The sequence below is a fragment of the Mesorhizobium sp. J18 genome (assembly GCF_007829525.1).
Taxonomy (GTDB): Bacteria; Pseudomonadota; Alphaproteobacteria; order Rhizobiales; family Rhizobiaceae; genus VLJP01.
On record NZ_VLJP01000022.1, the window covers coordinates 1 to 20927 of the forward strand.

17 protein-coding genes are annotated in these 20927 nt (G+C 59.3%); 9 read left to right on the forward strand and 8 right to left on the reverse strand.

Annotation, left to right across the window (positions count from 1 at the left end):
• Positions 1 to 217: 217 nt before the first annotated feature.
• Positions 218 to 1186, forward strand: coding sequence for a DUF4424 family protein (locus L598_RS09885; protein ID WP_144862079.1), 969 nt, complete (start codon positions 218 to 220; stop codon positions 1184 to 1186).
• Positions 1187 to 1268: 82 nt separating this feature from the next.
• Positions 1269 to 2069, forward strand: coding sequence for a hypothetical protein (locus tag L598_RS09890; protein ID WP_144862081.1), 801 nt, complete (start codon positions 1269 to 1271; stop codon positions 2067 to 2069).
• Positions 2070 to 2389: 320 nt separating this feature from the next.
• On the opposite strand, the gene L598_RS09895 is transcribed toward L598_RS09890, so the two are convergent.
• Positions 2390 to 3742, reverse strand: a complete 1353-nt coding sequence (locus tag L598_RS09895) for an IS5 family transposase (RefSeq protein WP_144862134.1) — start codon at positions 3740 to 3742, stop codon at positions 2390 to 2392.
• A 310-nt stretch (positions 3743 to 4052) separates the two neighbouring features.
• On the opposite strand from L598_RS09895, the gene L598_RS09900 reads away from it, so the two are divergent.
• Both L598_RS09900 and L598_RS09905 read left to right on the forward strand, forming a co-directional pair.
• Positions 4053 to 4565 carry a hypothetical protein gene (locus L598_RS09900; RefSeq protein ID WP_144862083.1) on the forward strand — a complete coding sequence of 171 codons (513 nt, stop codon included), beginning with the start codon at positions 4053 to 4055 and terminating at the stop codon, positions 4563 to 4565.
• Positions 4508 to 5197, forward strand: coding sequence for a hypothetical protein (locus tag L598_RS09905; RefSeq protein WP_144862085.1), 690 nt, complete (start codon positions 4508 to 4510; stop codon positions 5195 to 5197). The genes L598_RS09900 and L598_RS09905 overlap by 58 nt, the downstream gene beginning before the upstream one ends.
• Positions 5198 to 5809: 612 nt before the next feature.
• On the opposite strand, the gene L598_RS09915 is transcribed toward L598_RS09905, so the two are convergent.
• The 3 genes from L598_RS09915 to L598_RS09930 form a co-directional block, all read right to left on the reverse strand.
• On the reverse strand, positions 5810 to 8137 hold the full coding sequence (locus tag L598_RS09915; protein WP_144862087.1) for an AAA family ATPase: 2328 nt from the start codon (positions 8135 to 8137) through the stop codon (positions 5810 to 5812).
• On the reverse strand, positions 8130 to 9194 hold the full coding sequence (locus L598_RS09920) for a hypothetical protein (protein WP_144862090.1): 1065 nt from the start codon (positions 9192 to 9194) through the stop codon (positions 8130 to 8132). The genes L598_RS09915 and L598_RS09920 overlap by 8 nt, the downstream gene beginning before the upstream one ends.
• A gap of 665 nt (positions 9195 to 9859) precedes the next feature.
• Positions 9860 to 10771 carry a bifunctional GNAT family N-acetyltransferase/nucleoside diphosphate kinase regulator gene (locus L598_RS09930; RefSeq protein WP_144862092.1) on the reverse strand — a complete coding sequence of 304 codons (912 nt, stop codon included), beginning with the start codon at positions 10769 to 10771 and terminating at the stop codon, positions 9860 to 9862.
• Positions 10772 to 11074: 303 nt separating this feature from the next.
• Here L598_RS09930 and L598_RS09935 point away from each other — a divergent pair, with 303 nt between their 5' ends.
• The 5 genes from L598_RS09935 to L598_RS09955 all read left to right on the forward strand — a co-directional run bounded on the left by L598_RS09935 (position 11075) and on the right by L598_RS09955 (position 15249).
• Positions 11075 to 11557: an SRPBCC family protein gene (locus L598_RS09935; RefSeq protein WP_144862094.1), complete on the forward strand. Its 483-nt coding sequence runs from the start codon at positions 11075 to 11077 to the stop codon at positions 11555 to 11557.
• 321 nt (positions 11558 to 11878) lie between these two features.
• On the forward strand, positions 11879 to 12382 hold the full coding sequence (locus L598_RS09940; RefSeq protein WP_144862096.1) for a GrpB family protein: 504 nt from the start codon (positions 11879 to 11881) through the stop codon (positions 12380 to 12382).
• Positions 12383 to 12534: 152 nt separating this feature from the next.
• Positions 12535 to 13038 carry a GNAT family N-acetyltransferase gene (locus tag L598_RS09945; RefSeq protein WP_144862097.1) on the forward strand — a complete coding sequence of 168 codons (504 nt, stop codon included), beginning with the start codon at positions 12535 to 12537 and terminating at the stop codon, positions 13036 to 13038.
• A gap of 845 nt (positions 13039 to 13883) precedes the next feature.
• Positions 13884 to 14285, forward strand: coding sequence for a single-stranded DNA-binding protein (locus L598_RS09950; RefSeq protein WP_144862099.1), 402 nt, complete (start codon positions 13884 to 13886; stop codon positions 14283 to 14285).
• A 139-nt stretch (positions 14286 to 14424) separates the two neighbouring features.
• Entirely contained in the window at positions 14425 to 15249 is an 825-nt protein-coding gene (locus L598_RS09955) for a hypothetical protein (protein ID WP_144862101.1), read from the forward strand.
• Positions 15250 to 15406: 157 nt separating this feature from the next.
• Here the strand turns inward: L598_RS09955 and L598_RS09960 are convergent, their stop codons facing one another.
• The 4 genes from L598_RS09960 to ftsH form a co-directional block, all read right to left on the reverse strand.
• Positions 15407 to 15844 (reverse strand): hypothetical protein, encoded by a 438-nt coding sequence (locus L598_RS09960; protein WP_144862103.1) that lies wholly within the window; start codon positions 15842 to 15844, stop codon positions 15407 to 15409.
• Positions 15845 to 16377: 533 nt separating this feature from the next.
• The gene (locus L598_RS09965; protein ID WP_245261106.1) at positions 16378 to 17490 is read right to left on the reverse strand and encodes a sensor histidine kinase; all 1113 of its coding nucleotides are present in this window, start codon (positions 17488 to 17490) and stop codon (positions 16378 to 16380) included.
• A complete protein-coding gene (locus L598_RS09970; RefSeq protein ID WP_144705341.1) occupies positions 17441 to 18943 on the reverse strand; it encodes an ATPase domain-containing protein in 1503 nt (500 codons plus the stop codon). Before L598_RS09970 ends, L598_RS09965 begins: the two co-directional genes overlap by 50 nt.
• A 131-nt stretch (positions 18944 to 19074) precedes the next feature.
• Entirely contained in the window at positions 19075 to 20919 is a 1845-nt protein-coding gene (ftsH, locus tag L598_RS09975) for an ATP-dependent zinc metalloprotease FtsH (protein ID WP_186441447.1), read from the reverse strand.
• Positions 20920 to 20927: the final 8 nt, after the last annotated feature.

Consider the following 20927-nt stretch of genomic DNA (forward strand, 5'->3'; position numbering starts at 1 on the left):
CCTGCCGAAGCTTCGTGACGATCTCGTCGGGCTTGTGTCGCTTGTTTGCCATTGTGGTCCTCCTTCATGGTCAAAACCATACTTCAAGGTGGACCCGTTCAATGGGGGTGGATCAGGAACCGGCGCGTCGAGATCGTGGAACTGGTGACGCGGTCGGAGTAAGCATCGTCATCGGGAGGAAGATGTCCAACACCTGAATCTGTTGCGGGAGGCTCAGATGAAATGTCGTTCCAGTCTCGCTATCGCCTGCGCAACGATCCTCAGCACGGTGTCCGCGGCGCAGGCAAACGGCGCGATATCCGAATTCCCGGCAGGCGGCCTCGTCTTCAAGTCCGAGGAGAGCATTTCGATCGCGCGCGAGGACCTTGAGATCGGATGGGACCGGATCAATGTCCGCTACGTCTTTGTCTCGTCCGCAACCGAGCCGCTCGTAAGGACGATCGGCTTCCCCTTGGCAAAGGTTTCGCTGGAAGACGGACCAGACAATATCGAGAACAGGAGCTGGAGCCAGGACGAAGGCGTGGACGATCCGCGCAACTACATGGCTTTCAGGGTCTTCGTGAATGGCACGCCGCTGACGCCGAAGCTTCACGAATACGCATGGTCCGGGGAAACCGATGTTACTCGAAGACTTCTCGATCTCGACATACCGCTCCTTTCGACCGACATGGATTCATACGTCAGGCTGGCGCAACTGCCGGACGCGACACTTGAGGAGCTGAGACGGCACGATCTGGTGTGGGACGAGGTGCCGCCGGGCGCCGGCTGGATCGCCCCGAAATGGGAATATCAATCCGTCTATGAATGGACTCAGACTTTCTCGCCCGGCGAGACCGTGGTCGAAATCTCCTACCGGCCGCTGTTCGGTGCCGACGTCGATTACCACCGTTACTATCCGGATGGCGAAGGCGCTTCGCACTATTGCATGGACGAAGCGACCAAGAGGGAGTTCATGACGAGAGGCGGTCAACCGGAGGCGTTCACAGTCGGCTACATCCTGCAGACGGCGAGATACTGGAACGGCCCGATCGGTGACTTCCGGCTGAAGGTCGGCGACGACCTTGGGGTCCTGTTTGCGTTCTGCGTTCCCGAAGGCCTGGAGCCGGCCGGTGATGACCGGAGTTGGACAGCCAGGGACTTCGTGCCCGATTCAGACGTGAAAATCGTGTTCTATGTGTATGGCTAGCGCATATCGCCCACATTACGGCACAAAGCTTTCCGTTGCACACCTGCGCTTATTTCCAATCCTGCTCGTGCTCCTTATGGGCATGGCCGGCAGTGCAACGGCACAGCCGTCCTTTTCCCCGGAGGCGACCGACGCGCTGCCCGAGGGCAACGGAAGGACATATCTCGACCTCATCCGGCTCGTCATGCCAGGAATCGCCGTCAGCGGCAGCGCCTATTCCGACGCCCACCAGCCAACCGGCATCAGGCATCTCGGAGGCTGGATTGACGGCGATATCGGGTTGGCACCTACTGGTACTCTTGGGCTTCAAGCCGTGCCGTTGCGCTCTGGCGGCAGGCAACGGCTGGTGCTGCTGGTAGACTTCGGAATGACCGAATACAGCGTCGGCTATGCCATCCTGGCGCTTTTTGACATTGAAGGTGACGCCCGGCTGCTCGACGCCGCCGATGTCGCGTTGGATCGGTGGACATCGTTCATGGACCCCGTTCATCTGCCGGTCGGCGCTGACGACGATCTCCTGGTAACCCAAAGCACGCACCACAATTCTAGCCAGAGCTTCCTGTCCGCATCCCTGATCCTGGTTCGCAATGACCAGTTCGAATTGGTCGATACGATCTCCTTGCTCGGCGACAGAGCGTATGGCTTCGAACGCACCCAGGAGTTGACCATCGAACAACGCGCAGGCGAGCCCTTCGCGGACATAGCGGTCAGCGTAACTGAAACGACGGAGCTCACGGCCGTGGACCAGGACGACGGGACGCTTCCCGAGCCGGGAAGTCGTGCGATCACCGTAACCTATCGCTGGGATACCGCCGCCCAACGCTACATGCCGGATTCGAACGCTTTGACAACCCTGGCACGCGAGAACGAAGAGCGCTTCTGAAAAAGCGGCGGCAGTCGCGTCGGCCGCGGGCTGGAAAATCCGCCGCTTGCGCTCGCGGCGCGACGTCCAGAGACCAAATTCGGTGTAGCGACAGCGAAGCCGATGCCGGGCTATATGCAAGTGGGGCGGGCCTTGCTGTTGCCATTCGAAGTTCTGGTGCAACAGCTGAAGGACGGCTTTTTCAACTTTTGCACCCGGAAGCGGACGGGCAGGAAACAACCCCCGACCCAGCCATTCCGTTTCGCCATTCGCCGGGAGAGGCTGATCCGGCAGCTTCCGCCCCCATGTTGGACGTTTAAGGAGTCCGCCCTGAACAATGGCTAAGCCATTGACATTTCACGTCTGGGAAGACGGGCGGCAGTATCCGATTTCGCCATTTTCGGCATGAGCGATTGCAGTAGCCAGGCAAGCCAAAGGGCCAATACCGCAAGGATCAGGCGCAGATTGTGGGCGGCGGCCACGAGCAGCGCATTTGTCGCGTCGCCAGCATGGCCGAGGAGGAAGTTGCGGTCCAGCCGTCCATCGGTCTTCATGTGCCCGATGGTGGCTTCGATGGCCGATCGTCGTTTCAGTTCCCGTTTCATCGTGGCGGTCAGGCCACGCTTGCTGCCAGCGATCATCACCGAGCCCGAGCCGGCATAGTCGTGACCGCGATAGCCCTTGTCGACGTAGATGCGCTGCGGGTCGACGCCGCCGATCTCCACTGCCTGATCGACGGTTGCTGCGAGCGTGTGGCCATCATACGGATTGCCCTCGAAGGATCTGGCGGCCAGCACAAGGCCTTCCCGGTTGGTCGTTGCAATCCCGACCTTGCAGCCGAACTCGTAAGGGGTACGGGCCTTGCCTTTCGAGATGCAGACCACCTCGGGCGCATGCAGCGAATAGAGCTTGTTGCTGTCCTTCGGCTTCTGAGCCAGCAGCCGTTCGACGAGCCCGAGCAGTCGGGCGAACCTGGCCTCGAGTTCACCATTGCCGGCGATCTTGCGGCCGATGTCGCGGAATACTCGGCCGAGATAGGTGCGAAGACGCTTGAGCTCGCGCCGCATCCGTCGGAATTGCTTGGCATGGGCATAGCGTCCCGCCCGCGCCGCCGCAGACTTGGCCAGCCGGGTGTGGCTTTGCCTCAGCACGATGTCGTGCCGCTTCGCCTGGCGGACCAGGATCTGGATCGCCTTCAGGTAAAGCCGGCTATCGGTCGGATGTGCGATCGCCTTCGGCTGAACCGTAGTATCGACGCTGATCCGCTCCAGCGAACTGGGCTTGGCGACCCCGGTGTCGAGCGCAAAGTCAACGCTCGCCTTCAGCATCTGCTCAAGCCCCTCTGGCCCGATCCGCTTGCGCCAGCGCGTCATTGTGCTGGCGTCGATCGGCGCCTCGTGCTGGAAGAACTCGAAGCCGCAGAACAATTGCCAATAGGGATTCTCCACCCACCGATCGACCACTTCCTCGTCCGAAAGGTCGTGGACGTGCTTGAGGTAGTGCAGACCCACCATCAGCCGCGTCGGCTTGGCCGGCCTGCCGACAGGGCGATAAAAGCCGCCAAACGCTTCATCGAACTGCGCCCACGGCATCAGCTCCGACAATCGCGCCAGCGGATGACGCGGATTGATGATCGCGTCGAGACGCTCGCGAAAGAGATCATTCTTGCCGGATGATGGGCGGAACGGAGGCATTGCAAAAACCCAGAAAATGACCGGATCGGATTCGATTTCCGGCATTCTCCAACACTTCAGACGCCATGGGAATCCCCGAAGGACAAGGGGTTCAGGAGTTTTTCAGGGCGAACTAAGGACCTATTGCAGTTCCCCCAAAGCTGCCGTTCGTGAAGTGACTGGCTTCTGACATGATCGGGAAGGATGGAGGCGAACAGAACACTCCTTCAAGCATCTAGATCGCGGACTTGGCCAGGCTTCTTGATTTCTATGAGAGCTTGGCGACAAGATCGAATCGAGAATCTATAGCGTGAGTAGGCCCGCAGTCCCAATGTCTCCATCTGAAAGACAATACCTGACCGAACTCGCCACGGAGATGTCGCGGCTATACGGTTTCGCTCGTCAGATGAACGAGATGGACTTTGCGGCCTCCCTCGGCGGCGAGTTTCGCGGCATGCAGGACGCGGGCTGGTCCACCCAAATTACGGCCGCAGACGTTCGCCAGGAACTCGGCACCTACCTGACCAAAGATAGCCCGCTGACGACCGCCGAGTATCGCATCACGCTCCTGCTTTACTGCCAGCTTGCCGAAGCCGGCGGTGTGTACGAGTCGATTAAGAACGTGATGGGGGTTATTACGACAGTCCCGTACAACCTATGGCCTTTCAAGGACCTGGTCCGCGTCAGGAAACAACCCGCCGCGATCATTGGTCCGAACGCTAACAAGACATTCCGTGACCTTGCTAACACAGCCAAAGCATCGGCATGCCGCGCTTGGGGAAGTTGTTGGCCGATGCTTTTCGCGATGATATACGGAACGGTATCGCCCATGCGGACTACGTGATCTGGTCGGACGGACTGCGCCTTCGCCGCCGCAACGGCGGCAATGTTTATGCCATACCACATGAGGACGTTTTGTCGGCGGTAGTACGCGGGATCGCGTTCTTCGACATTCTGCAAGACCATAACACGACCGCGATGGGCTTTTACAATCCGCCGAAAGAGATCGTGGGCAAGTTCAGCGGGAATTTTCCGATGCCATGGACGATACACGCGGATCCGGTGAAGAGAACGTTTTCGATAAGTGGCTCATCGCCCGGGCCAGTCACCACACCGGCTTATCTCCGGCAGGTGGAGATCACCAGTCGTCTCGGAGGTAAAGTGCTGGCCGTGTTCCCGCGGAACGGAAATAGAGACGACGAAATTACAATCAATGGGATCGAAGCGGCTGGCTACGAGCCACACGTAGTGCCACTGGACGCTGCCGGATTTGCCGGCCTGATGAAACAGATCGAGCACCACGTTATGCAGGATGATCGTCGGACGAACGAGAACGGGCTCCTGGTCGCGAGCCCGTACGGTTTCACGCAATTGGCCGATGCATCCGAGCTCGAAGTCTTGCTGCCTCCCCCGATCACCACTGTCTTGTTTGACGAAGTCGAGTGCTTTCCGACAAACCAGGCTGAAGGCACCTGACTTTCAGAAAGCGACCGTGTTGCCGGTACGCAAGCAACAAGCGGACGGGCCGAAATCCACCGGATGCCGGCCATCACACCAACAACGCTCCTGTTCATTGCTTCAACGGCGGCATCGGGGCCGTCTTCAGACAGTCCGGTTCTGGCCGAAAAATCAGTAAGCCACCATACCACTCATCGCACCAATTGCGACCATTCTTCAATCGAGAATCGGTAGGGAAGCGCGTTCGTAAAATCGCGCGCGAACCGTTACTGTATTGCTGACGGCGCGATATTCGAAACGTGGCTCAGAACACTCAACGACGTGCGGAACATATGCGCACACCATTCACGGTTCTGGAACAAGCCGCTCGTCAACCATCCGGCGTGGCCTGCGGTCGGGTCTGTTCATGAGCTCGATGATATTGCCGGCAGCCAGGCGCGCGCAGACGCGATCGCTGCTTTACTGATCACGCGGTACTTGCTGCGAACCATCAATCCAAACAGTGCTTGGTGTTCGCGCTTGCGAACACACCTTATGGATTTCCCCAGTAAGTATGTGACATTAGGGATGCGGGATTTCCCGCAAACTGGCAAAGCGAGCCGATCTGGGAGTAGTGGCTAAGGCCTGTATCTAAAGGCCATGGGTCATATCCAAGACTAGTCGGCAGTAAGCTAAGAGTTCTTCCTTGTTCGTCTCGGCATTCGGGTCGCCTTCGATGGCCGCGTGGTTATCGGTGCGGGAGTACGCGTTGATCTCTCGCAAATCCTCAAGTGCCGCTTTGTATGGGTGATCATCCGGAGCTTGATCAAGCCTGCGGATAATCTCATCTAGCGTTGCCGATTGTCCAAACAAGCCGGGGTCGCCGCGACGATAAAAATCTTCACTTACCGTGCGCAGGCGGGTTCGGATATAAGCCAGTTCGTGCTGCTCTCCTTCGACGAATTCCTCGATCTGCATGCGCTCTGTGACATGGCGGGGCTGCGTCAAGTCGGGAATGCTGAACGCGGCAATCGTGGACATGCCCTGCGCTCCGGTCTGGAGCGCGATCGACTGGATCTTCGATTGGTCGATCTTCTCCCACAACAATCTGAGAAACATCTTGTCGTGGGAGAGAACGATGGTCTGAGCGGCTTTGGAGCAAAGCTTTTTGATTTCAATTGCCGTGAATTGCCGCCGGAACTGGTCAAGGCTGGTGAAAGGATCGTCGAGCACGATGATGGTTTCGCCCAACTCGGCGTCAGCATGCAGGCGGGCGAGGAAGAACGCCAGCGCCAGCGTGGATTTGTCGCCAGCGCTCAACGTGTTGCGGAATGACGGTTTGTCAATTTCGCTGGCCCGCGGCGACACCGGCTGTTCGTTGATAAGAATCTGATAGCTCGCCGCCGGTTCCTTTCCACGATAATCTGGTTCACGATAGTCGATCCGAAAACCGGCGTTCAACCGACGAAGATATTCGTTGATCGTCGCGCCGAGTTTTTCCGTGATGGCCTTTCCGTGCGCGTTGAGTTCTTCGCGCAAACGGTCTTTTTCCTTGGATAGTGCTGTTTTCGCCTGCTTGGCTGCATCCAGTTTTTCGATAAGAGCAACCGTCTCCGGCTCATATCTCCGCTTGTGAGCGTTCAGCGTCATCAGCGCGTTTTCAAGCGAAGGAAGCTGGCTTTCGTCCAGCGCGTCCCTGACGGAGGTGATAGCTTCAACGGCCTGGGTGACGACGGCATTGTACCGCTCGATATCGCCGCGCCCGGCGCTCCAATCGGACAACACCGACGAATAGTCCGTTGCGTTCAGCGGTTCCGCAACATTTTCGAGCTTGCGCGCCAGAAGTGCATCCAGGTCGGATGCAATTCGTTCCAGCGTGGACACCGTTTCATCAAGGTCGGGATACTGCGGCCGGGCGATCTGCGCATTGCTGTTCCAGAAGCCAGACAGTTCGTGGTTGCGCTCTGTCCGGGTCACAATGGCATTTCGGAAATCACCCTTGGCATAGCGAGCGCAGGTTTCCCTAGCCTTCCGTATCTTTTCCGACAGGTTTCGATAGGCGTCGCTGAAAAACGCCTTATACGCATCAACAAGGGTGCGGTCCTTGAGAGGCTGGCCGCAAAACGCACAATCTTCGGCGTCTGCGAAGGGCAGTCCGCTTTCCAGCCAGCTTTCGTGCGCAACAGCAATCTGTTCGCCATGACGGCGGTGCTTTTCGATATGCCTCCGTACTGCGGTTGCAGCTTGTTCGCTGATATCGTCAAGGCCAGCCCGGAACAGATCCTCGAACGTCTGGGCATCCGAAGGCGTTGGCAAGGATTCGGGCAACTTGGCCGCTTTCAGTTCTTTTGCTTTGCGCGCCCGGCTTACCTCCGCCGACTTTTCAACGATGAGGTTTTCGATCGCCGAAATTTCCTCCAACGCGATGAAGTCGCCGATCTTCATATTGATCGGCGCGTGGCCGCGCATGAGGGCGGTAATCTCCTGTTCGGTCGATTTGATGCTGGCGTTGCAGTCGCGATTCTCACCATCAATCTCGACAATGCGCCGGACGCGCCGCACGCCTTCCTCGCCGACGACAAGCCCATACTGATTCTTGAGGTGGTCGGCGGATACCTGATCGCCTGAGAAAACATTACCATTGATGAATGCGCTGTCATATACGGCAATCTTCGGCGTGTAACCGACCCATCCGCTGCCGTCGAAATGGACCGTGCGGCTGCCGAATGCGAACACGGCGGTCTGTTTGATATCGCCGCCAAGCGTCTTACGGCCGAGCACGATGGCTGGGTTTTTCGTTGCAATTGAACGCAATATATCGGCGAGCGTTGACTTGCCCCAACCATTCTCTCCAAAAACCAGGGTGCAGTGACCAAGACGAACACCAGGCATTGGCTTGGCCTCCGCAAACCGACCGATATTTCTGATCAGCTTAATTTCGGTAAGAATGGTCGAGCTTGTCAGATCACTGTTACTCAACTCTCTGTCCCCCTCGGTCTGCAAAAAGATCCCCCTGATCCGTCGCGATTTCGCTGTGAGCGCCTAAAATCGCGGCCAGCGCATTATCGTCCAAAGCGTCGGACAAGACGTCGCCGTTGAATTCCAGTACGCGCAGAACCCTGATATTTTTTGGTGAGCTTGCTTTGCCTTGGAATGCCCACTGCACCTTAATCGTATCCATGATGTGGATGTTGAGCTGCTCGGCTTTCACCAAGCCCCAAAACTCTTCGTCCTCGATTCGGAACAGCCGCTCGCGCCCCTTGGCATCCCTTGCCTTCCAAGAGCGATGACGATCCTCTCTTTCCCAGTTCGGGGACGTGACCTTGAGGTCCACTATGTCCGTCAGCCACGGCTCATCGTTTTCGTCCTTCACAGGCGGGAGAACGACCTGTAGGCGTGCAAAGCCGCTTCGGTTGATTGGAAAAACAGGTTCATCCTCGAACCCGACGGCGCGGATATCAGGTGTGGCAGCACAGGCTTCGTAGAATTCGTTCCGTGCGGAAAAGCCATCGCGGAAACGTGTCGTGGTTATCCCAACCGATTCCAGTTCGGCGACATCTGTTTGCAGGAAGGATTTTGTCGCATCGACAAGGAACTCCGCAGCGGCATGGCAGTTCGCTTCGTCATCTGCTGACGCGTCATCCGCTTCACCGGTGTTCCCGTCATCGTCATTAGAAACTATCTGTTCCCTGATCGCCGAACCTGCCTGCTCAGCCCAATGTGCCGGTTCCTGCAATGTCAAACCACGGATGAAAGCCTGACCGATGTCGCTTTCGGTAAACGTCCAAACGGCAAGCCAGCCACCGAACAAATAGACACCGATCCTGCTTTTGAAGGAGCCTTCCTGCGGCGGAAGCACCAGCATTTCGTATTTCAGCTTTCCATCGAACAACTCTCTGTTCAATGAGGCGATGATGACTTCCGCCTGCTCGGCGGTGCGCACAAACGTGTGGAGGGGTATGGCATGAGCCGGTAAGTCAAAATGGATCGGCAGGATAGCGAGTAGGCCGTCCCCACTTGATCTTGACTGCACCATCCCCGCGTCCCCCCGACGCAGCCAATTGCGGCTGCTTACATTTGAATTGATCCCAACAATGCAAACATGCTCATTTACCGATATCCAACGCAGGAAGGCTACGGACGATTTTCATCGTTTCCAAGCTGACGGTAATGACACGCTGAAACAGCTCCAACGGATAGTCGGAGCACACCGGCGCTCCGTGCCGGGCATTCGTGATACGACAGTCAGCCTCGTAGGCACGTCTTACGGCAGCTTTAGCTTTATATCTGCACAAAGCTGCCCGTCCGATTCCCACCCACTCAAGCCGTTCCGCGTCGCAAAGCGCGCGGTGACCGGCGTCTGGCAGGAGTCGCCCCCGTCTCGGACGTTTAAAGACCCATTGCGATTGCCCGAAAGCTGCCGTTCGTTTCACTTTCTCTGTGCGGCAGCGCTGGGCCATACCGGACTGCCCGGTTTTAGGAATGTCCTGCGCAAAGCTGACGTTCCGAGGTCGGCGTGTGTTTCGATTGGTCCGCCAGGCAGACTTGGCTACAGACCGTCTCACGTCCGGGGCCCGAGATGGGTTGATCGATTGCAAGCTTCATAGGAACCTCAAACGGCGCAGCCGGGAACAAGCCGTCCGTCTCATCCACTTGTCAGATTTGTTCCGACTCGACGAGCAGGTTTCCCCCAGAGTGCCACTAGAGATGAAGATCACCCGACGATTCCGGCTGGTAGATCACCTTCTCGATCAGGATACGTCGGGTGCGATCTGCAACCATCCAGTCGATGGCATCGCCTTCCTGGCAACCCAGGATCGCGGTGCCGATCTCGGAGAGGACCGATAGCTTGCGATCGCGCTCGTCGGCGTCTTGCGGATAGACGAGAGTGACTTCTTCTTTTTCGTCATCGAGATGCAGAACGACGCGCGAATTCATCGTCACGACGTCGCGTGGGACGCGCTGAGGCTCAACGACAATGGCCCTTTCGATCTCGTGTTCGAGGTCGGGCATCGGCACCTCTTCATCGAATGCCATCAGGCTCTGAAGCCGAGCCTTGTCGATCTCCGTGACGTAGATCTCGGCCGAATCTGCCATGACACCTTCGCGCAGAAGCTGGAGATATCGGCCAGCGGTCATGGACAGGAAGTTGAGCGTTGGCGTCTCGCGTTTGAGGCGAAAACCGCAGCGCTCGAAACCCTTCAGCGAGCGTATGTTGTTCGGATGAATCCTGGCGATGACGTTTTCGGCGCGCATGTCGAGGAAGGCGAGTTTCAAGCCTTCCCGAATAGTGCTCCCGCCAAGTCCTTGCCCCCAGTTCTCATGGTCTCCGATGACAAGCACAATTTCACAGTCAGCGCCCGTCTTGACCAGTCGGACGAAGCCAACCGGGCGATTGTTTCTGTCGTAAGCCATGAAGAAGCGGCCGCCCTGATTGAACAGATGTGTCAGGATCGGCATCTGAGCGCGATCGACGGCCTGTGCGATGAATCGGGACACGCTGCTTGAATCACTGAGGTAACGCGTGACACGTTCGTCTTCCATCCAATTCATCAGGGTAAAGGCGTGCGAACGGGTGATTTCTGGACGCAACGCAACAAAAGGCTTCTTCATCTTCGCCACCTTGGTCGCAAGAATGAAAGCCTGTCACGGTCGCTGCCGTGCTGGTTCTTTCGGATCGGTGTTTCAGGATTGGAGCGGACTCTTTAGCAAAGAACCATACATAAAGGCCAGAGGCGGAATGCACCTGCATGCATGGCACCTTCACGCCTTGTCCTGAGCGCGCGGTGGGTGAAGACCGAGCCATGACTTCTAAGGGGCCGAAGACGAACCCATTCAGGACATTAGGAAGTTGGGTCAGCGGCTCGAAACCGGCCATACTGGCTGGAACATGGCTCGACGAAAGGAGGAAACCTGATGACCGCCGGAACGACGGAAGGATATGAGCTGCGGTTTGAGTATCTGCTGGAGGCGCCGTGCACGAAGGTGTGGCGTTGCTGGTCGGAGCCTAGACTGCTTGAGCAATGGTTCCATCCTCCCTTCTGGAACACCGAGGTGAAGATCTTGGAGCAGCGCGCCGGGGGTGCATCGCGCATCGTCATGCGCGGGCCCAACGGCGAGGTGTCCGATGGCGTTGGCGTGTTCCTGGAAGCGGTGCCAGAACAGCGGCTGGTGTTTACTAATGCCTACAGGTCGGGTTGGATTCCGTCCGCTCCACCATCGGAAACCCCCTTAAGGACCATGATCATCGAAATGTCCGGCGAAGGCGATAGGACCCGATATGTTGTGCGGGCCCTGCACTGGAGCGAGGAGGCGCGGAAACAGCATGAGGATATGGGCTTCCATCAAGGTTGGAAACAGACATCTCATCAGCTCCAATCCCTTGCTCGTTCGCTCTGAACCGGGACGTCTCCGATCGCATGGCCGCTTTCCGGGGGGGTACGTCGCCAATGACCAACGGTCCGCTCCCCACCCCATCTCGGACGATCTAAATGCAAAAAAGCCCCCAGCCTTTCGGCCAGCGGGAAATCACGTTGAAGAGGTGGTTGCTTCCGCGGTAGCCAGGGACCGGTGAAGGTCTGCACACGCCCCATTATCGTCGTTCGTAATGCATCCGATACCACCCGAAATCGGTCCTAGCAGGCGGCGTTTGCATCAGAGATACCTGTCGAATAATCGGGATGCTTAACGAGGGTCTGCAACACCGATGAGGAGGCGAAGATGCTTGTTGAGTTACATCCCTATGACCCCTCCTGGCCTATCGCTTTTGAGGAACAAGTCGCGCGAATCCGCGACGCCCTTGGTCCAAAGGCGCTCGCGATAGAACATGTCGGCTCGACAGCCGTTCCCGGCCTGCCCGCGAAGCCAATCATCGACATAAATCTGACCGTGCAGGATTCGAGCCAAGAGCACGAATATCTTCCGGCATTGCAGCGACACGGATTCGAACTGCGCCATCGCGAACCCGACTGGTTCGAGCATCGCATGATGTATCATCCGTCGCCAGCGACCAACCTGCACATATTCTCGATCGGATGCCCGGAGCTTGACCGCATGGTCCTGTTTCGCGATCACCTGCGAAACAATCCGGAGGAACTGCGATTTTATCGAAAAACAAAGGAACGTTTGGCCGAACAACATTGGAACACGATCCAGGACTATGCCGACGCGAAGACTGAAGCTGTAAAGGCCATCCTCCGTCGAGCGGAGCTAACCAGGCTTTAGAACAGGGCGGTCGGCTGCCGCACCATCGCTTCCCAGCGGCCTCGGCCCTTGCAGTCGGGGCAGCTGCTTTTTGCCCCCATCTGCCGATTAGGGAGGCCAGGGCGCGCTCTGGAGAATTTTGCGACTGCTAGTTCGCGGAGATCGGATAAGGCATGCTGAGAACTACCTTTACGGACCTGATGCTGCTTGAATTGCGCCCGAGTCACGCTCGTGAGCTGTATGAGCTTCTTCAAAACAATCGCGACCATCTGACAGCTCATGGGGACTATCAAGAGGAAGTTTCAGCTTCCCTTGCCGAAGTTGAAGCCGAGTTGGCAGACGAATCTCGGAACGGCCTTCGCTTCGGCATTTTTCTGGCAAGGGATCTTATTGGGTGCATGGACTTGGTTCCTGTCGACCCGCCTCGTTACGGGCTGGGCTATTGGCTGGATCAACACAAAATCGGGAAAGGCTATGCTACTGCTGCCCTACGAGCATTGGTTGGACATGCGAAAAATGCGTTGAAAGCATCCGATCTCTATGCAGGCGTCACGCACGGTAATAAGCGAAGCGTGGCTTTGCTTTCGCGTGCGGGCTTCTCTCCTGTCGCCGATTTCGAGAAGTACACCCGCTATCATCTGCCACTCATTAGCGACGCGCTGCCGCGAAAATCCTGAGTTATGTCAGAATCGGCGGCGCTGAATTCTCACAGGAATTTCCGTCACAAAAGTCCGCGCGCAAAAATTCGCTCATGCGAGCGGTGTCTGCGCCCCGAAATGGCCGCTTTGCCCCATGCCAACCTGAAGCGGGCGTTCCGCTTTCCACCCCAACCAAGACCTTCTCGTGGCCACCGCTACATTCTTCTTCTGAGCGCTGCACTTCTCTGCTGAAATTGACACCCGCGCTTTCGCCGATTGTGAACCGCACACTCGGATTCCCTTGTTTATTCTCGCAGGAATGACGACCCTCGCGACAGATCCCAGCCGAGCTCTTGGTCAGCCGGCAACAATCGGCCGTCTTGGAATGGATGGTAGGCGAGGCGGCCGGCGATCCCTCATGCTTCATGGGCAAGCTGCCCCGATGCTCCGGCCATTTAGGACTGCTGGTTCTCTTCAACCGGTGCCACCCGACAGCCCTTCGCGCTGAAGGCTCAGCCACGGACGAGTGATGGCCGCGAAGGGGACAGGCCGCGTGATGAATGTGGCGCTGCCGCCAGGGTAGTGGGGGGCGGATCCTTCGCAGTCCGTGTTGGCGATGAAGAGGAAGGTTCTGCTGGCTGTCCCCGTCCTCTAGCTTCTTCTGAAAGACCGATCCCTCCTCCTGACTGATCCCCTAATCCCGTTCGGTTTCTGACCGCAACCCGCGCGGCTCCGGACCGTGTTGGCGCTCACGCGCCTGCCCGCCCCACTCCGGGCCTTACGGGTCAAGCTGACGCTGGGCGTCAGTGCAGGCATCTCCCGACGGTCTTGGCCGGGCATCATCGGAGGGATGGTCCCTCCGAATGAAGCAACGGAGAACTACCATGCAGAACATCGTCATCCTCGCAGGCAACATCGGCCAGGCCCCGGAATCCCGCACCACCCAGGGCGGCACCAGCATCACCCACTTCACGCTGGCCACCTCGCGCCCGCGCTACTCGGAAGGTCGCGTCGTCCGCGACGAAAAGGGCTATCGAGTCCAGGACACCGAATGGCACCGCATCACCTGCTTCAACGGCCTCGGCAAGACGGTCCAGGAGCATTGCGAGAAGGGCATGAAGGTCCTGGTCCGCGGCCGCATCCACTACACGAAGTGGACCGATCAGCAGGGCGTTGACCGCTACGGCTGCGAGATCATCGCCGAGACCGTGGACTTCCTCAGCCGGGCCAAGCAGACCCGGAGCGACGGCGGCCAACTCGTCGAGGACGATGAGATCCCGTTCTGAGGGCTCGGCTCAAAGCCCGGCGGTAAAAGCCGCCGGGCCCCACTTTCACGCCTATCGGGTTGAGCTTCGCGGACCAAGCGGGTAGTTGAAGATGAAGAAGAACATGAATCACCAATTGGTACGGGATAAGAGATTGTCCATGCTGCATTTTTCAAGAAAAGCTGTTTGCGTCGGCGCCGCATTGCTCTGTGTTGCTCCCGTCCTGGCCGCTTGTGGCGAGAAGACACCGGAAGCGACCGATGCCCAGCTTCTCGATCTTCTTGGTTCACGATCGACCTTTATTCGCTCGGACGCTCCCCTCAGCATTTCCCGAAGCACGGTGGAATGCGTCCGGCTGATTGCCAATCTCGACGAGGATATTCTCAAGGACATGCCGGCCGAGATGCTTGGCGTCATGAAGACCGAGTGCCGCCGGGAACTCGATAACCGTCTCAAAGACGAAGCCGCAAATCCCATGGGGTTCCAACTGGCTCATTTCGAGAATTCCGAGTTGGCCGAACGGATCACCCAGCTCAAGGAATCAACCGACGAGGCAAATCGGCAGGCTGAACAGGAGCGCAGGCAGCGCGAGGAAGACGAAGCACGGGCAAGCGCCGAGCGTGAACTGGAGGATCTGCGGACGCAATACGCTGCCTTCGTGGCCTCGATCGATGAGCGCCTTAGCGCGGCCCGACCGCTATGTGACGATTGGCTTTCCACCCAGGAGGCCCTCAAGCAGAAGGACAACTGGACCAACTGGGCTTATCGTCAACCATCGTCGATCTGCACCGACGATGTCGAGCAGATCAGGGCGCAAGCAGCGCAACATCTCGACGCCCTCAACAGCGCGGAGGTGAGCGGAAGCGGAACATTCTACAATTTTCCCAAGCCATATTTCGGCTACGCCAGCGCTGAATGGTTCGATGAGCAATCGGCCAAACTGAACGACGATATCGCGCAAATGCGGTCTCAGCTCTCGCAATGAAGGCACCGTTGCCGGCATTGACGGCGTAGCCGTGGACTTTCGACTACGATTGAGAGCCAGCTATTGGCGACCGCCGCGGCCTACGACACGATTAGGCAACGGATTTTGAAAGCAGCATGTCGCCACTGGCGCCATGCACACTACCTTACCCTCAGGCTCAGCCGCAGGAAATTTTGGTGATCGTCTGGGAACTGTCTTCGTAGAACACGTTCATCCGAGCACGGCCAAGATCTGACGTCATCGCGCATGACGAGCATGCTATGCGCCACACGGCATTTTCAGGCTTTTCGGGAAGAGCATCAAGCGGTTGGCCAACGAAGCCCTGGAACTCTGACGCCCGGCACTGATCGCCATAATAATAACGTGCCGGTTGCCCCTCGATCTCGGCGGTCCAGACACCCTCCATACGCGGATGGTTGCGGATCGTGGAGTTTTCCGGCGCCCAATAGGTAAAGGGCGGCGGCGGATCGGCCTCCATCACGACATTGGGTTCGGCGAGCACTTTCGACGCGGGCACATCCTGCGCCGCCGCGAGCCCTGCCACCATACCAATCGACAAGATTGCCGCCGCGAGAAACCTGAAAATAACGATCATAGTCCCACCTGTATCGTCCTTCCGCACATTGCCGCATCACGGAATGCGCCGTCACCGGGACCGTGCCGCTCAAACATGGCATCTCTGCGGTTGCGACCGACCTGGAAAGCCCGACACGCGGCCGCTCCCACCAGGTCTCTGGAATCCCGGCGTTAAGCCCTAATTGCTCATTCGGCGGCCATCGCAGCTACGCGGTTCGAGCCATAGGCGACCGAATCAGCCGTAGTTGACCATCCACGCAACCCCGCTTGATCCGTCCGTTTCAGGTGGATTTCCGGCCAACTCCGACTATAATAGATGGGGTATTCGGTCGCTCCCGGATGGCAGCTTCGAGCCTTGGTCAGTCGTTCCCGCCACGCTTCACGAATGACCGCATTGTGCCCCCTCCTGACCGTTGTGGACGTCTTTGCCGCTTCCTGTAAGCAGACATGTAGAAACCACGAGCAATGAGGCTTCTTGCGGCACAGAGCAGATGCTCAGGCATACTCGTCTCCTGCGGAAGCGGGCGGTCTATCCGAGCCAACGGAATGATCCTACGCCCCGAGAGGTCCGACCGCAGGTATCCTGGCCGGGACTCCGGCGATGCCAGCCGAAGGCTGTTGCTCCAGAGACAGGGTCAGGCCGAACTCCAATCCAGACGGCTGAAAATCAAAGGAAAAGCCTGCTCCCTTGCGACTACCCAGCATACGCTGGATCAGCTTGGTTCCGAAGCCTTGCCGGCCAGGCTGCGTTACGGAAGGACCGTCGCGCTCGACCCAGCGCAGAGCGAGTTCCAGTTCGGTGTCGTCTGCTCGTATTTCCCAGTTGACCTCGAGCCGACCGGCTGGGGTCGACAGGGCGCCATATTTGGCGGCGTTCGTCGCTAACTCGTGAAACGCCATCCCAAGCGCCAGGGCGAGATCGGGCGGCAATTCCACTTCCGGGCCTTCGAGCTGAATACGCATGCCGTCGCCGAACGGACTGAGCTCGCCCCGCAGAATCTCCCTGAGCGGCACGGCCTGCCAATCACCAGCAAGCAGCAGGTCGTGGGTCTGGGCCAGCGACTGGAGGCGCGCCGAGAGGATGTCCCGGAACTCGGCGACGCTGCCCACGGCGGTCGTCGGCGCCCGGATCAGCGCCTGCACGGTGGCGAGCATGTTTTTAACACGGTGATGCAGCTCGCGGATCAGGATTTCCTTGTGCTCCTCAGAGCGCCGGCGTTCGTCCAGGTAAAGCTCGGCCTCGCGCTGGCGCCGGCGCGCCCGCGCCGCCGAGCGCACGGCATTGACCAGCACGTTGGGGTGGAACGGCCGCTCGAGGATGGTGACGTTGCCGAGCAGCTCGACCAGGCGCGGATCGGGGGCCGCACCGCGGAAGGTGAGGAGGACGAAGGGGAAGTCGGACCACGGCGGCTGCGAGTTGATCCATGCCGCCAATTCCTGCCGGTCCGCGCGGAGGAGCCCTTCCGCCGAGACCACAGCACAGCTGGCCTCCGGCAGGTGTTCGATGAGTTCCGGGATAACCCGGACGGCGCGCGAGGTAATGCCCACGTTGCGCAAGATAGCGGAGGCTACCTCTGCATCGCGGCCCTCGGGCGTGAGAAGCAGGACGCGCCCGCTATCCGGCGGCATCGCGTTGCCTGATGAGTGTCTGGTCGTCGCCTTCATATGCCGGGACGCCGGTTAGCACTCCGCGGAACGTGGTCAGCGCCTCGCCTACCCGGATGCCGCCGGCGTCGATCATGAACTCGCGGATGGTGCTTTCATGCGGACCGGTGCGCTTCTTGATCGCCGAGGCGGCGCGCCGAATGCGGCCGCCGGCCTCGAAGAAGCGCAGCATCAGCACGGCGTCGCTAAGATAGGTCAGGTCGAGCGGCGAATGCATCTGCCCTACCATGCCGCTCTGCGCGAGGATAAGGATGCTCACCACGCCCTGTTGGTTGAGATAGGTCGCCAGCTCGTGCATCTGCAGCAGCAGGAACTGCTCCTCGGGCATCGCGTTCATGTATCCGCTGAGGGAGTCGATCACGACCACCCGGGCGTCGTGTCCCTCGACCGCGTTGCGGATCCTGCCGACGAGTTCGCCCGGCGACAGCTCCGCAGGGTCCACGTGCTCCGCCACAAGCGCGCCGGCGTCGTGGAAGGGCTGGAGGTCCATTCCGAGGCCGGCCGCCCTGCGGAAGAAGACGTGCCGCGTCTCGTCGAAATTGACGAAAAGGGCATGCTCGCCGCGCTTCAGCGCAGCGTAAGCGAATGCGAGCGCCAGCGACGACTTGCCCGAACCGGAGGGGCCGGCGATCAGCGTCGTAGTGCCGCGGTCTAGTCCGCCGCCGAGCAACGCGTCGAGCTCCGGCAGTGCGCTGGAGGCGGGTTCCGAGTCGAAGGCGCGCTGGTGCTCCTGGGCGACGAGGCGAGGAAACACTTGCACCCCGCCGCGCCGAATGATGAGGTCGTGATACCCGCCGCGGAAATGCGTTCCACGCATTTTGATGACCCGGACACGCCGCCGCTCCACACCATAGATGGGCGCCAGTTGCTCCAGCCGGATGATGGCGTGGGCCAAGCTGTGAAGATTGAGGTCGTCAGGTCCGGCCGCGAGATCGTCGAGCAGGAGAACTGTCGTATTATGGAGCAGGAAGAAATTCTTCAGCGCCAGCACCTGCCGCCGGTAGCGCAGGGAGCCCTGTGACAACAGGCGGATTTCCGAGAGGCTGTCGAAGACCACGCGGGTGGGCTTGACCCGCTCGGCCTCTGCCAGGACCATGCGCACCGTCTCCCCGAGTTCCAGCTCGGAGGAATGGATCAGTGTCTGCTGGTTGCTCGGATCGAGGCTCAGTTCGGGCGGGATGAGCTCGTAGATTTCGAGGCCGGAGAGATCCCAGCCGTGTCGCTCGGCTACGGCCAGCAGCTCACGCTTGCTTTCGGATAGCGTGATGTAAAGACACCTTTCGCTGCTGCGCAGGCCTTCGAGCAGAAACTGGATGCCGATCGTGGTCTTTCCGGAACCTGGCTGACCCTCGATGAGGTGAGCACGGTTGGCGGCATAGCCACCTGCCAGGATGTCGTCCAGGCCCGGCACGCCAGTAGGCACGATGACTGCGTCCCCAGACAATACGCTCATTCAAACCCTTAGCAACTGTCGTGAAATAGTTGATATTGGGGCGTGAAAGCTGGTGCAAGCACCAAGCTTGCAAGCTCTCGAAGCTGCGGCAAGTCGTCGCGATGCAGGTTTGGCAGATCCACGCTACGTCCTCAGCCGGATGGAACCACCTCACGCGCCGGCGCATCAACGTCGACCAGCGCGCGGAGTTCCGCTTCGTCAAGCGTCTCCTTTTCCAGTAGACGGCGGGCAGTTCGTTCCAGCAAATCGCGGCGTTCGGAAAGCAGCGCGACGGTCCTGTCGAACGTCTCGTCGACGATCCGGCGTACCTCCGCGTCCACCGCGGCGGCCGTTTCATCGGAATAGCTGCGTTCCTGTGGACCGTAATAGGGCTGGTCGGTGGCCAGGAAGGAGCGCCGGTCCTTCTCCAGCGCGATATGGCCGAGCTTCTCGGACATGCCATAGCGCGTGACGATAGCTCGGGCGATGTCGGTGACCTTCGCCAGATCGTCTGCGGCTCCGGTTGAGAGGTGGCCGAAGGCAATCTTCTCCGCCGCGCGACCACCAAGAAGTACCGCCATCTTGTTTTGCAGTTCTTCAAGAGTCATCAGGAATCGGTCCTCGGTCGGCCTCTGGATGGTGTAGCCCAGCGCGCCGATGCCGCGCGGGATGATCGAGACCTTGTGGACCGGATCGACGCCCGGCAGCGCCATCGCCACCAGGGCATGCCCCATCTCGTGATAGGCCACGATCTCGCGTTCCTTCGGGTTGAGCAGCCGGTTGCGCTTCTCGAGCCCGGCCACGATGCGCTCCACCGCATTGTTGAAATCTTCCATTGTCACGGATTCCGCCTTGCGGCGGGTGGCGAGCAACGTGGCCTCGTTAACGAGGTTGGCGAGGTCCGCTCCCGTGAATCCGGGAGTTAGTGCCGCGATTTTCTCCGGCTCGACGTCCGGCGAGAGCTTGGCCTTCTTCAGATGGACACTCAGGATCTGGACGCGACCCTGCTTGTCGGGCCGGTCGACCAAAACCTGACGGTCGAAGCGGCCGGCGCGTAGCAGCGCCGGGTCGAGGATTTCCGGCCGGTTGGTCGCGGCCAACAGCACGAGACCAGTGGAGGAGTCGAAACCGTCGAGCTCGACGAGCAACTGGTTGAGCGTCTGCTCTTTCTCGTCGTGGCCGCCCGCCATCGGGCCGATGCCGCGGGCGCGGCCGAGCGCGTCGAGCTCGTCGATGAAGATGATGGCCGGCGCCTTGGCGCGCGCCTGCTCGAACAGGTCGCGCACGCGAGCGGCGCCAACGCCGACGAACATCTCCACGAACTCCGATCCGGAGATGGAGAAGAATGGCACGCCGGCCTCTCCCGCGACGGCCTTGGCGAGCAGGGTCTTGCCGGTGCCGGGCGGGCCGACGAGCAAAACGCCTTTGGGCATCCGCCCTCCAAGGCGGCCATAGCCTTGGGGATCCTTCAGGAAATCGACGATCTCTTTCAGCTCTTCCTTGGCCTCGTCCACGCCGGCCACGTCCTTGAAGGTGACGCCGGTGTCGGACTGCACGTAGATTTTCGCCTTCGACTTTCCGATCTGCATCAGCCCGCCGCCGATGCCGCCGCCCATGCGCCGGATCATGAACATCCAGATGCCGACGATGAGGGCCACTGGGATGATCCAGGACAGAAGATCGCGAAGGAAAGTGCTTTCGATCTGGCCGGTGACCACCACGCCGTGCTCCTGAAGCTGACGCGCCAGATCGGGCTCGACGCGGGTGGTGATGAACATCGGCCGTCCATTCACCGGCTCCCTGAAGGTGCCTTGGATGAAGCGGTCGGAAACAGCGACCTCGGCGATCCGGCCCTGTTCGAGATAGGTCTGGAACTGGCTGTAGGGGATCTGCGCCACCTGCGTGGCCGTTGTGAAGAGATACTGAAACAGCATCAGCGCGAAGAAGGCCGCGATCCAGTACCCGATGTTGAACTGGGTTTTCTTGTTCATTTCCATGGTCGCAG